We start from the raw sequence: 12227 nt of genomic DNA, 5'->3' as shown, positions 1-12227 counted from the left end.
GCGATCCGGAAGGATCAGCCGACGATCTGGTCGTCCGTGAAGAACTGGGCGATCTCGATGCCGGCGTTCTCCAGCGAGTCCGAACCGTGGACCGAGTTCTCGCCGATCGACAGGGCGAACTGCTTGCGGATCGTGCCGTCAGCAGCGTCCTTCGGGTTGGTGGCGCCCATGACTTCGCGATAGGCGGCGACGGCGTTCGGGCCTTCCAGCACCTGAACGACGACCGGCTCGGCGGTCATCTGGCCGACCAGCTCGCCATAGAACGGGCGCTCGGCGTGGACTTCGTAGAATTTCTTCGCTTGCGCGTCGGTCAGCTTGACGCGGCGCTGGGCCACGATGCGCAGGCCGGCGGCCTCGTGATGGCGCCCGTCAGGTTGCGGCGCGTGGCGTCGGGCTTGATGATCGAGAAGGTGCGTTCGGTCATGGAGGTGACTTCTTGTTGGGAGATTGAGGGTGAATCTTGCGAGGTGGGGGCTTATAGCGGCGCCCTCCCCGGTTTCCAACCGCCACACAATTTTGCCTCTTTCGCGCGCCGCAAGGCGGTTCGATGCGTCAGCGGCCGCCCGAGATCACGACCGACCATGCTCCAGATCACCGACCTGACCTTCAACGCCTGGGGCCGCAAATTCCTCGAGGACGCCTCCGTCTCCCTGCCGCCCGGCTCCAAGGTCGGTCTGGTGGGACGCAACGGCATCGGCAAATCCACGCTGTTCAAGCTGATCCTCGGCGAACTGGCCGCCGGCGGCGACGAGATCAGCCTGCCGAAAACCGCCCGCATCGGCTCCGTCGATCAGGAACACCCCGCCACGCCCGTCAGCGTGCTCGAAACCATCCTCGAGGCCGACGAGGAGCGCCACAGCCTGCTGGGCCGGCTGGAAACCGCCGAGCCCGAAGAGATGGGCGAGATCTGGACCCGGCTGATCGAGATCGACGCCGACGCCGCCCCCGCCCGCGCCGCCGAAATCCTCGTCGGCCTCGGCTTCAGTCAGGAGAACCAGCAGCGCCCCATGTCGGAATATTCCGGCGGCTGGCGCATGCGCGTCGCGCTCGCGGCCGCCTTGTTCGCCGAGCCGGACATGCTGCTGCTCGACGAACCGACCAACTACCTCGATCTGGAAGGCGCCCTGTGGCTTGAAGCGCGCCTCAAGAAATACCCGCACACGGCCCTGATCATCTCCCACGACCGCGAGATGCTGAACGAGGTCTGCACCCACATCCTGCACCTCGCGAACCGGACGCTGGAGCTCTACCGGCTGCAGATGTCGGCCAAGGCCAAGCAGGACGCCGAACGCGCCCACCTCCAGGCCTTCGTCGACCGCTTCAAGGCCAAGGCCTCCAAGGCCGCCCAAGCCCAGTCGCGCATGAAGCGCCTGGCCAAGATGCAGCCCGTCGCCACCACCATCGAGGAACGCGTCGCCCCCTTCATCCTGCCCTCGCCGCCGCGCCCCCTCGCGCCGCCGCTGATCCGGCTGGAGCGCGCCAATGTCGGCTATGAGCCCGGCCGCCCGATCCTGCGCAATCTCAACCTGCGCATGGACCTCGACGACCGCATCGGCCTGCTGGGCGTCAACGGCGCCGGCAAGTCGACCTTCGCCAAGATGATCGCCGGCGCCCTCGACGTCTCCGAGGGCGAGCTGCACCGCGACCGCAAGATGCGGGTGGGCTGGTTCCACCAGCACCAGATCGAGGCCATGGACCCGACGGATACCCCGCTGGAGATCATCCGCCGCGCCATGCCCGACGCCCCCGAGAGCGCCCGACGCTCGAAACTGGCGCAATGGGGTCTGGGCTATGAGAAGCAGGAGACCACCGTCGCCAGCCTGTCCGGCGGCGAGCGCGCCCGCCTGCTGCTCAATCAGGTGGCGATGGACGCGCCGCACATCCTGATCCTCGACGAACCGACCAACCACCTCGACATCGACAGCCGCCGGGCCCTGCTCGACGCCCTGAACGAATATTCGGGCGCCGTCATCCTGATCACCCACGACCGCTCGCTGATGGAGATGGTCGCCGATCGCCTGTGGCTGGCCGCCGACGGTACGGTGAAGCCCTATGAGGGCGACATGGATGACTATGCGAAATTCGTCCTCGATCGCGCGAAGATGGCCGCCGTCAAGCCGAGCCAGATCAAGGACGAGACGGCCGCTGCCGCCCCAGCGTCTAACAACAAGGGCAAGAAGAACGAAAAGAAATCAGGCCCTTCGCCCTCTACCCTGCGTCACGCTGTGAAGAAGGCCGAGGAACGGATGGCTCAACTGACGGCCGAGATCGCCCGCATCGACGACGACATGGCCAACGCCTCGGTCAGCAACCCCAAGGCTTTGGAAGGGCTGACCCGCGCGCGGGCGAAGACGCAGTCCGACCTCGACGCCGCGGAACAGGCCTGGGTCGCGGCGGAAGAAGCGTTGGCCGAGGTGAGCTGACGGCTTCCCGTCTCCTCCCCATCGCCGATGGGGAGGTGGCGCGGCGTCTCCTCCCCATCGCCGATGGGGAGGTGGCGCGGCGCACCTTCGCGCCGTGACGGAGGGGGGCCGCGCCGCCTTACCCCTCCACCGCTTCGCGGTCCCCCTCCCCATTCGCTACGCGAACAGGGAGGAGACATAGCGTCCGCCGTTTCCCTACTTCCGGATGACGGAAAGCGGCATACTTGCGAATCCATGCTCATCCGCCGCCTCCCCCCTGAGACCGTCAACCGCATCGCCGCCGGCGAGGTGGTCGAACGCCCGGCCAGCGCCATCAAGGAGCTGGTCGAGAATGCGCTCGACGCCGGCGCAACCCGCATCGAGATCCAGGCCGACGGCGGCGGCCTGACCCGCATCCTGATCGCCGACGACGGGCACGGCATGGCCGCCGACCAGCTGGCCCTCGCGGTCGAGCGCCACGCCACCTCCAAGCTGGAGCCGGACGATGCGGGCGACGTCGACCTGCTGCGCATCCACACCCTCGGCTTCCGCGGCGAGGCCCTGCCCTCCATCGGCTCGGTCGCCCGCCTGACCATCACCAGCCGTCCCCGCGACGGCGGCGACGCCCACGCAATCACGGTGGAAGGCGGCGACCAGCGCCCCGTCTCTCCCGCCGGCTTCCCCGGCCCCCACGGCGCCCGCGTCGAGGTCCGCGACCTCTTCTACGCCACCCCCGCCCGCCTCAAATTCATGAAGTCCGAGCGGTCCGAGGCCATGGCCATCTCGGAAGAAATCAAGCGTCAGGCCATGGCCCACGAGGGCGTCGCCTTCACCCTCGATCTCGACGGCAAGACCACCCTGCGCCTGCCGGCCGAACACCCGGGCGACGCCGGGCGGCTGAAGCGTCTCGCCGCCCTGCTGGGCCGCGACTTCGAGGCCAACGCCCTGCTGATCGATCAGGCTCGTGATAATGTCCGCCTGACCGGCTACGCGGGCCTGCCGACCTACAGCCGCGGCAACGCCGGCCATCAGTATCTGTTCGTCAACGGCCGCCCGGTGAAGGACCGCCTGCTGCAAGGCGCCCTGCGCGGCGCCTACGCCGACTTCCTCGCCCGCGATCGTCATCCGGCGGCGGTGCTCTTCCTCGAGATCGATCCGCTCTACGTCGACGTCAACGTCCACCCCGCCAAGGCCGAGGTCCGCTTCCGCGATCCTGCGCTGGTGCGCGGACTGATCGTCGGAGCCCTGCGCCACGCCTTGGCCGGCGCGGGCCACCGCGCCTCGACCACCGTCGCCGCCGACGCTCTCGCCGGATTCCGTCCCCACACCGGCGCCGCCTTCAGCCCTTCGACGCCCTCGGCCCAGGGCTGGAGCGGCTGGCAAGGCTGGGCCGCACCCGCTTCCACGACAGCCCAGATCATTCCCGGCCTGAACGAGCGCTCGGCCCGCATTGAAGCCGCTCCGGGCGATCATGGTCAATCATTGATTCACCATGAATCCGCTGGCGCTGTCGACCCGCTCGACTTCCCTCTGGGCGCCGCCCGCGCCCAGCTGCACGGCACCTACATCGTCGCCCAGACCCGCGACGGCCTTGTCGTCGTCGATCAGCACGCTGCCCACGAACGCCTCGTCTATGAGCGGATGAAGGTGCAGATGGCGCGCGGCTCTGTCACCCGTCAGGCCTTGCTGACGCCCGAGGTGGTCGAGCTGGATCCCGCCGAGGCCGAACGCGTCTCCGCACGCGTCGACGAACTCGCCGAACTGGGCCTGATCGTCGAACCGTTCGGCGTCGGGGCCGTGTTGGTGCGAGAGACCCCCGCCCTGCTGGGCGACACCGACGTCGGCGGGCTGATCCGCGACATCGCTGACGACCTCGCCGAACACGGGGCCGCTCTCGCTCTGAGCGAACGGCTGGGCGAGGTCTGCGGCACCATGGCCTGCCACGGCTCCGTCCGGGCCGGTCGCGTCCTGTCAGGGCCCGAGATGAACGCCCTGCTGCGCGAAATGGAGGTCACCCCCCACTCCGGCCAGTGCAACCACGGCCGCCCGACCTATGTCGAGCTCAAGCTGGCCGACCTCGAAAAGCTGTTCGGGCGGCGCTAGAGCGCCAGCGCCTCGACGACGCTCCCGGCGCGCGCGCCTGAAACCACCTCGCCGCCGGCGATGGCGTAGACGACCCCGTCCACCGCCGCCGCCGCCAGCCCGTGACGCGGCGTCCGCATCGGCGGCCCGGCCTCCCAGCGGTCGGCCGCCGGATCATAGATCCATGTCTCGGCGAACACTCCGCCGGGTCGCTGGAACCACTCGCCGCCGAACGCGACCAGCTTCCCCTTCGCCGCCGCCATCGCCAGCCCCCCGCCGACCTGATTGTTGGCGGCCTCGGAGCGCGGAATGGGCGCCAGGGTGTCCCAACGGTCGGCCGCCGGATCATAGCGGTCCAGTTGGCCCGTGCCCCCTCCAGTGACCGTGCGCCCTCCGGCGACCCAGATCGCGCGATCAAGAACCGCACCCGCCGCGCTGTTTCTCGCCATCGGACAAGGCCTGGCCGTCTCCCAGCGATTTGCGGCGGGGTCGAAGACGAGATGGGTCGCCACATCGGCCTGATCGCGCCACTGCGCATTGGCCGCTCCGGCCGGCGACCGACCGGTGACGAGGTGCATCCGGCCCCCGACGCTGACGCCCACGGTTTCGCAGAGGCGTTCCGGCATCTGGCCGAGGGGCGTCCACTCGTTCCCCTCCAGCGCCCAGACATCCGTCATCGCGGTCCATTCGCCCTCGGCCGACCGCGTATAGCCGCCAAAGACGCACACGCGGCCGTCGTCTCCCGCGATCAGCATCGGATGATGGCGGGGCGCGGGCAGGCGCGGTCCCTCGCTCCAGCTATCCGTCGCCGGGTCATAGGCGCCCGTCCGGTCTTCGATGACGAGGACGTTGCCCTCGGCCAGCCGGAGGCCACCGGACATCACGATCCTGCCGCCCGAAACGGCGCAATAGATCTCCTGAACCGCCCACGGCAGAGGAGCTTTGGCGACCCAGTCCCGGGACGGCTGATGCGCCCGGGCGGCGAACGGGACTGCGGCCGTGGCTCCGGCGGCGGTGAGGAAGGTTCTGCGATCGATCCGGGTCATGACCTCAGCCTGGCGCAGAATCCCGACCTGCGCTATATGCCTGCGACCAACCTCGGGATCACCCCGACAGGAAGCCTATGTCCGAGATTGCGCGAAAGGCCTGAGGCCTCTCACAGCGCTGAGAAGAGCCTCTGATCCACCCGTCGGCGTGATTGCGCCGACGAGCGTCATCACGCCTTTCGGAATACTCTCAATGAACATCTCCCGTGCGGAGCAGCGGACCCTGCACGCCCTCGCGCAAGGCGGCGCGATCCTGCTCGAACGCGATACGGACGGCCGCATCCTGCGCGCCGACTGCTTCACCCGCGACGGCTTCCTGCTGACCGACTGCACCCTGTCGGTCTGGAAGAAGCTGAAGACCAAGGGGCTGATCGCCTCGATCGGCGGCGGTCCCTACCGGGTCAACCGCGACGGGCTGGCCCGCATGCGCAGCCAGCTCGACAACCGGGTCTCAGCCCGCCGCTGGTAAGGCCCTGAGGAAAAGGACGCGCGCGGCGCCATAGTCGCGCGCGTCCAGCCGCTCATAGCCGGGCGTGTCGATCTCGGGCTCGTCCGAGCCGCGCTCGAAGACCACCACCGCGCCGGGCTTGAGCCAATTCCCCTCCAGCAGCCGGACCAGCGTCTGCTCGCCCATCCCCTTGCGGTAGGGCGGATCGAGGAAGGCCACGTCGAAGGCTTCCCCGTCCGACCCGGGGCGGACGCCCAGATCGGTCGCGCTGCGGCGATGCACGCGCGTGCGACCCATCAGATGCCAGGCGTCGGCGTTCTCGCGGATGGCGCCGCGGGCGTCCTCGTCGGTCTCGACGAACAGGGCGAAGGCCGCGCCCCGGCTGATCGCCTCGAAGCCGAGGGCGCCCGAGCCGGCGTACAGGTCCATGACCCGCATCCCCTCCAGCGGTTCGGCCCACGGAGCGTGCTCCAGCACGTTGAAGATGGCCTGCCGTGCGCGATCCGAGGTCGGGCGGGTGCCCTCCCCCTCCGGCGCGACGATGGACCGGCCCTTCAGGCTGCCTGCGACGATTCTCATGCGGAAGCCTCTGGACCGGAACCGGCCGCGAATGCAACGGTCGCGTCATGGTTCAATCCCGTCGTGTCCAGATCGATCTCGCTCTCGCCGCGGCGGCGCAATCGCCGCTCACGACGCAATTCGCTGTGGAGCGGCCCTGGCTCAGGCTGGGCGGCTTCGCGCTTATGGCCATCCTGCTGGTCGGGCTCTGGACCTTCGTGCTTGCACTGGTGCTGGTCCCGTTTCCCGACCTGCGCGATCAGGTCGGGAGCTCCACGCCCCTGCCTGACACCGCGTTCCGCCTGGTCGGTGAAAGCCTTCAGACCCTCGTGTTCGCGGCCGCAATCAGCGTGGTGGCTCTCGGGATTCTGCAGGCCGCCGCCATGACATACCGGCGACCAATGAAAGATTTTCTCTGGCCCGGGCGGCGCTTCGACAAGGCGCAACTGGGCATCGGTTTTCTGGCGATGGCCTGCATGTCCGTCATCACCATCCCGATCTACCTCGCGACAGGCAGCGAATGGGCTCCGCCGATCCTCGATGGCCAGTACCTCGACCGCACGCGGTTCATCTATGTGCTGGCGATGGTGGCCGGGCTGTTCGTGGCCGCCGCAGCGGAGGAGGTCATGTTCCGCGGCGTGATGCTGCGCCTCACGGGGCTGATCACCCGGCGTCCGCTGCTGCTGTACCTGATCAACGGCCTCGTGTTCTCGGCCATCCATCTGGACCCCGACCCGATCGCCTTCATCGCCCGCGCCCTTTCAGGCACCGTCTGGACCTGGGCGGCGCTGCGTCTCGGAGGGCTGGAGTTCGCCATCGGCGCGCACCTCGCCAACAACCTGATCATCTCCCTGTTCTGGCAACCCTTTTCGGAAGCCGCGATCGCCCGGGAATCAGAATGGATCGACCTCGGTCCGGAAGTCCTGACCGCCGTCGCCATGATCGTCATGATCGAGCGCCTGGCGCGGCGCTACATCGATCTTCCGTCGGATCTAGCCGCGCGGCCCGCCGCGTGAACCGCCGCCCGGCTTGCCCTTGAAGGGCGAGCCGCCGGGCTTGGGCCCGAACGGCCGTTTGCCGCCGCCCTTGTCGTCAGGACGGCCGGACGCCGAACGCGGCGCGGGTCTGGCTCCGGTGCGGGCGTCGCCGCGCGGGCGGTCGATGAACTGGTCCTCGCGGGGCTTGAAGACACGCTTCGGCCGCTCGCCCGCGGCTTCGGCGCCTTCAGGCCGGGCGCGGGGCGTGAAATTCTTCTTCGGGTGTTCGAACTTCGGCGCGGCCTTCGCCCAGCCAGCCTTCTTGGGCGGACGGGCGGCGCGTTCGGCGGCGGCGTCAGCGGCGGCACCGGCGGCGCGGACGCGGCTGGGTTTGCGCGAGGGATCGGAAATCGCGGAACCCGAGGCGCCCTTGACGATCGGCGCCGAAGTGCGACGGCCGGGGATCGGCGCCGGGGTCGAGACCGTGTTGCCCTGCGGCAGGTTCTCGGGACGGATATGCTGGGCCAGCATCTCGCGGATCACGCGGGGGCCGACCTCCTCGACCGAACCGGTCGGCAGGGTGCCCAGCTGGAAGGGACCATAGGCCAGGCGGATCAGTCGGTTCACGGTCAGGCCGAGGTGTTCGAGGACCTTGCGGACCTCCCGGTTCTTTCCCTCGGTGATGGAGACGCTGATCCACAGGTTGGCCGGGCTGTTGCCCTCGGACTCCTTGGCCTTGTCCAGCGTCGCCTCGATGGGGCCGTAGCGAATGCCGTCGACGGTAACGCCGTCCTTGAGCGAGTCGAGCTGCAACTGGCTCACCCGGCCGCGTGCCCGGGCCCGGTACTGGCGCACCAGTTCGGTCTGCGGCAGTTCCAGCGCACGGCTCAGCTCGCCGTCATTGGTCAGAAGCAGCAGGCCCTCGGTGTTAAGGTCGAGCCGCCCGACCGAGATCACGCGCGGCAGACCGCTGGGCAGGGCGTCGAACACGGTGGGCCGACCGCCGGGATCGTTGTGCGACGTCACCAGCCCGGCGGGCTTGTTGTAGCGCCAGACGCGCGTGGCCTGGGCCGAGCCGATGGGCTTGCCGTCGACGGTGATGACGTCGTCGCGCGTGACCAGAACGGCCGGCGTGTCGAGGATCTTGCCGTTCACGGCGACCTTGCCGAGTCCGATCAGCCGTTCGACCTCGCGGCGCGAGGCGATGCCGGCGCGAGCCATGGCCTTGGCGATCCGCTCGCTGCGCTTGGGGCCCTCGTCGGCCTTGGGCGCGGGTTTGCCGTCCTTCGAGAATGGTTTTCCGCCGGGCTTGCCGCCCGGTTTGCCGAAGGATTTCCCGCCCTTGGGCGGACCGCGGTCGTCGCCGCTCTCGACGCGCTTGACGTAGGGTTTGCGGGGGCCGTCGCGGCTGTCGTCTTGACGTCTCGGGGATGGCTGGCCATGATGAGCGGTTCATGCACATGGCCTTGGCGTGTGCGCAAGCGGCGGCGGACGCGGGAGAGACTCCCGTGGGCTGCGTAATCGTCGACGAATCGACCGGAAATGTGATCGCCGAGGGTCGAAACGGCCCTATTGGCGCGCATGATCCGACCGCCCATGCAGAGATCGCGGCGATCCGCGCTGCCGGAACGAAACTCGGAAATTATCGCCTCACGGGCCTGACCCTCTATGTGACGCTGGAGCCGTGCGCCATGTGCGCCGGGGCCATCAGCCACGCGCGGATCGGCCGGGTGGTCTGGGGCGCCGACGATCCCAAGGGCGGCGCCGTGGCGCACGGGCCCCGGTTTTTCGAGCAACCCACCTGCCACTGGAAGCCCGCCATCGAGGGCGGCGTGCTGGCCGCCGAGGGCGGAGACCTGCTGCGCGGATTCTTCCGGGCTCGACGCAAAGGAACGGCGGCCTTCGAAGGACGTTAGTGCGCCGGGCCCACGGCTCCGCTTGTTCGGGAATTACATGAAACGTCTGGTCGCCCTCGCCGTCGCTGCCGTCGCCCTGAGCGCCTGCGGCCAGAAACCGAAGGATGCTCCGACCGATGGAGATTCCGTCCGCATCCGGGCCCAGGAGGCGCAGACGGCGCGCCGGCGGACCGGAGCGGAGGCCCAGGACCGGGCCCTGAACCGCGTCATTCGGACCGTCTATCTGTGCAACAACAGCGAGCGGCTGTCGGTCGACTTCGACAATCCCCGCCAGATGGCGACGGTGCGCAACTCCAGCGGTGAAGCCGTCGACCTGTACCAGGAGCAGGCTCCGGACGGCATCTGGTACCGGGCCTCGGGCTATGAGCTGCGCGGCAAGGGGGTGATGGCCACCTGGACCTCCGACGGCCGCGACCCCACCGAGTGCCGCGCCGTCGACTAGGCGAACGAAGCCAGCCGTTCGTCCAGACGAGTCCGGACTTCGGGCCAGTCCTCATCCAGAATGGCGAACTGGGCCGTATCGCGGGTACGGCCCTTCCATGTGATCTTGTGCTTGCGCAGAACGCCTTCGTCGCGGGCGCCGAGCTTGCGGATGGCGGCCTGGCTGCCGGGGTTGATGGCGTCGGTGACGATCTCGACCCGAACTGCGCCGGCATCGAAGGCATGGCCCAGCAGCAGGCGCTTGCACGACGGATTGACCGGACCGCCCCTCGCCTCCGGGCGATAGAAGGTCGAGCCGACCTCGCAACGCCGGTACTCGGGCCGAATTTCGTACAGGCTGGTCGTGCCCACAACGGCGGCGTCAGAGGCGCGGCGGACGGCCCAGGCGATGCGGGTCCCCTGCTCCATCGCGTTCAGCGCGCTGCGCCACCAGCCGTCAAAATGCGGGCCGTAGGCGGCGCCGACCATGATGTCCCAGGAGGCGGCGTCGCAATCGAGCGCGGCCCGAACCTCGGTCTCAAGAGCGGGCGTGAACGGCTCCAGCCGGACGAACGGATTTTCCAGCGGCACGGCCGCCAGCGTCATGCGCGACGGGCTCACGCGGCGCCCTCGGCCCTCAGGAAAGCCGTGACTGTGGTGCGATCCATCGCCTTGTCGACGAAGGCGTCGCCGATGGCGCGGGCGAGGATCAGGGTCAGCCTGCCGCCTTCGGCCTTCTTGTCTCCCGCCATGCGGGCCAGCAGGCGATCCGCGGTGAAGGCGCCGGCGTGTTCCAGCCGCGTGGGCAGGCCGGCGGCTGCAATCACCGTCTCGACTCGCCCGGCGTCGGTCGGTGCGCACAGCCCTTGGGCGGCGGAGAAGCGGAAGGCCAGGGCGCAGCCCAGCGCCACGGCCTCGCCATGGGTCAGCGCGTCCTCGTCGAAGCCCAGTTCGGCCTCGATGGCGTGGCCGAAGGTGTGGCCGAGGTTCAGCAGGGCGCGGCGGCCCGCCTCCTTCTCATCCTCGCCAACGATGGCGCTCTTGATCTCGACCGAGCGAACAACCGCGCGGGTCAGGGCGGCGGGATCGCCAGTGGCCCCGGCAGCGCCCTGCCCTGCCAGCCAGTCGAAGAAGTCTGCGTCGCAGATCAGGCCATGCTTCAGCACCTCCGCCCAGCCGGACCGCAGCTGACGCTCCGGCAAGGTGGCCAGCAGGTCGATGTCCGCCACCACCAGGCGCGGCTGGTGGAAGGCGCCGACCAGATTCTTGCCGCGCGGCGTATCGATGGCGGTCTTGCCGCCGACCGATGAGTCGACCTGGGCCAGCAGGGTCGTCGGGACCTGCACCACGTCGATGCCGCGCATGTAGAGGGCCGCCGCCAACCCGGCCAGATCGCCCACCACGCCGCCGCCGAGGGCGATGATCAGGTCGCGCCGGTCGAGGCCGAAGGCCAGCAACCGGTCGATGACCCGCTCCAGTTCGGCGAACGATTTGGAGTTCTCGCCCGGCGGAATGGTCAGCAGACGCGCCCGGACACCTGCGGCCTGCAGTGATGCGAGAACGGCCGGGCCATGCAGGCCCGCCACCGTTTCGTCAGTGATGACGACCGTGCGGCCCTTGGCGAAGGGCGCGACGCGCGAACCCAGCTGCGCCGTCAGGCCTTGGCCCACGACGACGTCATAGGGCTCGAAACGTGCGCCGCTGACCGGCAGGACGGTGGTCATACCGTCTGCTCCGCCGCGTGGGCGTCCAGCGCCCGGACGATCGCTTCAACCGCCTCGGCATGGGCCCCTGTGGCCACATCGACCGTCACATCGGCGAGGCCGTAGAAGGGATATCGAACCTCGGCCATCGCCGTTAGCGCCTGCAACGGATCGCGGCCGCGCAGCAGCGGGCGGGTGTCGCGCCGCTGAACGCGTTCGGCGACGGTCTTCAGATCAGCGCGCATCCAGACGGTGACGGCGTTCGCCTGAAGCGCGGCGCGGGTCTCCTCGTTGAGGATCGCGCCGCCGCCGGTCGCCAGCACCATGCGCGGCCCTTCCAGCAGGCGTTTCATCACCCGGGCCTCTCCGGCGCGGAACTCGGCTTCGCCGAGGCTGGCGAAGATGTCGGAGACCGTCATGCCTGCCGCGGCCTCGATCTCTACATCGCCGTCGGCGAACGGGAGGCCGAGCCGCTTGGCCAGACGACGCCCGACCGTCGATTTGCCCACGCCCATCAGCCCGACCAGGGCTATGGTGCGTTCATGGACGGGAATCGCCACGGCACGGCTCACGCGTCGCCTCGTGGGCGGATTGACGACGGACGGGGCTCGGACAGGCACGGCATGACAGCCTCATCCTCTACACCAAGCGCCGCCTTCGGGAAGCGCCGCGACG

The 12227-nt window shown here is 69.2% G+C and carries 12 protein-coding genes and 1 pseudogene; 6 read left to right on the top strand and 7 right to left on the bottom strand.

The window, feature by feature from the left end; all coding sequences use genetic code 11:
• Window positions 1-14 precede the first annotated feature (14 nt).
• Window positions 15-424, bottom strand: a pseudogene (gene ndk / locus ASD25_RS00695) (nucleoside-diphosphate kinase).
• A gap of 157 nt (window positions 425-581) precedes the next feature.
• On the opposite strand from ndk, the gene ASD25_RS00690 reads away from it, so the two are divergent.
• Together ASD25_RS00690 and mutL are read left to right on the top strand one after the other, a co-directional pair.
• Window positions 582-2423 (top strand): ABC-F family ATP-binding cassette domain-containing protein, encoded by a 1842-nt coding sequence (locus ASD25_RS00690; protein WP_056614020.1) that lies wholly within the window; start codon window positions 582-584, stop codon window positions 2421-2423.
• Between the two features lie 234 nt (window positions 2424-2657).
• The gene (gene mutL / locus ASD25_RS00685; protein ID WP_056614019.1) at window positions 2658-4505 is read left to right on the top strand and encodes a DNA mismatch repair endonuclease MutL; all 1848 of its coding nucleotides are present in this window, start codon (window positions 2658-2660) and stop codon (window positions 4503-4505) included.
• On the opposite strand, the gene ASD25_RS00680 is transcribed toward mutL, so the two are convergent.
• A complete protein-coding gene (locus ASD25_RS00680) occupies window positions 4502-5530 on the bottom strand; it encodes a kelch repeat-containing protein (protein ID WP_056614016.1) in 1029 nt (342 codons plus the stop codon). The genes mutL and ASD25_RS00680 overlap by 4 nt on opposite strands.
• Window positions 5531-5723: 193 nt before the next feature.
• On the opposite strand from ASD25_RS00680, the gene ASD25_RS00675 reads away from it, so the two are divergent.
• Window positions 5724-5999: a YjhX family toxin gene (locus ASD25_RS00675; RefSeq protein ID WP_056614013.1), complete on the top strand. Its 276-nt coding sequence runs from the start codon at window positions 5724-5726 to the stop codon at window positions 5997-5999.
• Here ASD25_RS00675 and rsmD read toward each other — a convergent pair.
• A complete protein-coding gene (gene rsmD / locus ASD25_RS00670) occupies window positions 5982-6557 on the bottom strand; it encodes a 16S rRNA (guanine(966)-N(2))-methyltransferase RsmD (RefSeq protein WP_056614010.1) in 576 nt (191 codons plus the stop codon). The two genes, ASD25_RS00675 and rsmD, sit on opposite strands and share 18 nt — an antisense overlap.
• Before the next feature lie 47 nt (window positions 6558-6604).
• Between rsmD and ASD25_RS00665 the strand changes: the two genes are divergently transcribed.
• Window positions 6605-7552, top strand: coding sequence for a CPBP family intramembrane glutamic endopeptidase (locus tag ASD25_RS00665; protein ID WP_056614007.1), 948 nt, complete (start codon window positions 6605-6607; stop codon window positions 7550-7552).
• On the opposite strand, the gene ASD25_RS00660 is transcribed toward ASD25_RS00665, so the two are convergent.
• Window positions 7529-8734 carry a pseudouridine synthase gene (locus ASD25_RS00660; RefSeq protein ID WP_082572100.1) on the bottom strand — a complete coding sequence of 402 codons (1206 nt, stop codon included), beginning with the start codon at window positions 8732-8734 and terminating at the stop codon, window positions 7529-7531. The two genes, ASD25_RS00665 and ASD25_RS00660, sit on opposite strands and share 24 nt — an antisense overlap.
• A 209-nt stretch (window positions 8735-8943) precedes the next feature.
• Here ASD25_RS00660 and tadA point away from each other — a divergent pair, with 209 nt between their 5' ends.
• Window positions 8944-9429 carry a tRNA adenosine(34) deaminase TadA gene (tadA, locus tag ASD25_RS00655; protein WP_235562526.1) on the top strand — a complete coding sequence of 162 codons (486 nt, stop codon included), beginning with the start codon at window positions 8944-8946 and terminating at the stop codon, window positions 9427-9429.
• 37 nt (window positions 9430-9466) lie between these two features.
• Window positions 9467-9871, top strand: a complete 405-nt coding sequence (locus ASD25_RS00650; protein WP_056614000.1) for an MliC family protein — start codon at window positions 9467-9469, stop codon at window positions 9869-9871.
• Here the strand turns inward: ASD25_RS00650 and ASD25_RS00645 are convergent.
• Genes ASD25_RS00645 through ASD25_RS00635 form a run of 3 tightly spaced genes read right to left on the bottom strand, consistent with a single transcriptional unit; the run spans window position 9868 to window position 12112 of the window.
• Window positions 9868-10455, bottom strand: a complete 588-nt coding sequence (locus tag ASD25_RS00645; protein WP_056613996.1) for a GNAT family N-acetyltransferase — start codon at window positions 10453-10455, stop codon at window positions 9868-9870. The genes ASD25_RS00650 and ASD25_RS00645 overlap by 4 nt on opposite strands.
• 11 nt (window positions 10456-10466) lie before the next feature.
• Entirely contained in the window at window positions 10467-11573 is a 1107-nt protein-coding gene (aroB, locus tag ASD25_RS00640) for a 3-dehydroquinate synthase (RefSeq protein ID WP_056613995.1), read from the bottom strand.
• Window positions 11570-12112: a shikimate kinase gene (locus tag ASD25_RS00635; RefSeq protein ID WP_255356121.1), complete on the bottom strand. Its 543-nt coding sequence runs from the start codon at window positions 12110-12112 to the stop codon at window positions 11570-11572. Before ASD25_RS00635 ends, aroB begins: the two co-directional genes overlap by 4 nt.
• Window positions 12113-12227 lie beyond the last annotated feature (115 nt).

Source organism: Brevundimonas sp. Root1423 (assembly GCF_001426805.1).
Note: the sequence above shows the minus strand (reverse complement) of the source record. Positions and strands in the feature narration are given on the sequence as shown.

What these genes read in the sequence shown, in the direction of transcription:
- ASD25_RS00690 (WP_056614020.1), top strand. Translation starts at nt 582, where the DNA reads ATGCTCCAGATCACCGACCTGACCTTCAACGCCTGGGGCCGCAAATTC.
- mutL (WP_056614019.1), top strand. Translation starts at nt 2,658, where the DNA reads ATGCTCATCCGCCGCCTCCCCCCTGAGACCGTCAACCGCATCGCCGCC.
- ASD25_RS00680 (WP_056614016.1), bottom strand. Translation starts at nt 5,530, where the DNA reads ATGACCCGGATCGATCGCAGAACCTTCCTCACCGCCGCCGGAGCCACG.
- ASD25_RS00675 (WP_056614013.1), top strand. Translation starts at nt 5,724, where the DNA reads ATGAACATCTCCCGTGCGGAGCAGCGGACCCTGCACGCCCTCGCGCAA.
- rsmD (WP_056614010.1), bottom strand. Translation starts at nt 6,557, where the DNA reads ATGAGAATCGTCGCAGGCAGCCTGAAGGGCCGGTCCATCGTCGCGCCG.
- ASD25_RS00665 (WP_056614007.1), top strand. Translation starts at nt 6,605, where the DNA reads ATGGTTCAATCCCGTCGTGTCCAGATCGATCTCGCTCTCGCCGCGGCG.
- ASD25_RS00660 (WP_082572100.1), bottom strand. Translation starts at nt 8,734, where the DNA reads ATGGCTCGCGCCGGCATCGCCTCGCGCCGCGAGGTCGAACGGCTGATC.
- tadA (WP_235562526.1), top strand. Translation starts at nt 8,944, where the DNA reads ATGGCTGGCCATGATGAGCGGTTCATGCACATGGCCTTGGCGTGTGCG.
- ASD25_RS00650 (WP_056614000.1), top strand. Translation starts at nt 9,467, where the DNA reads ATGAAACGTCTGGTCGCCCTCGCCGTCGCTGCCGTCGCCCTGAGCGCC.
- ASD25_RS00645 (WP_056613996.1), bottom strand. Translation starts at nt 10,455, where the DNA reads ATGACGCTGGCGGCCGTGCCGCTGGAAAATCCGTTCGTCCGGCTGGAG.
- aroB (WP_056613995.1), bottom strand. Translation starts at nt 11,573, where the DNA reads ATGACCACCGTCCTGCCGGTCAGCGGCGCACGTTTCGAGCCCTATGAC.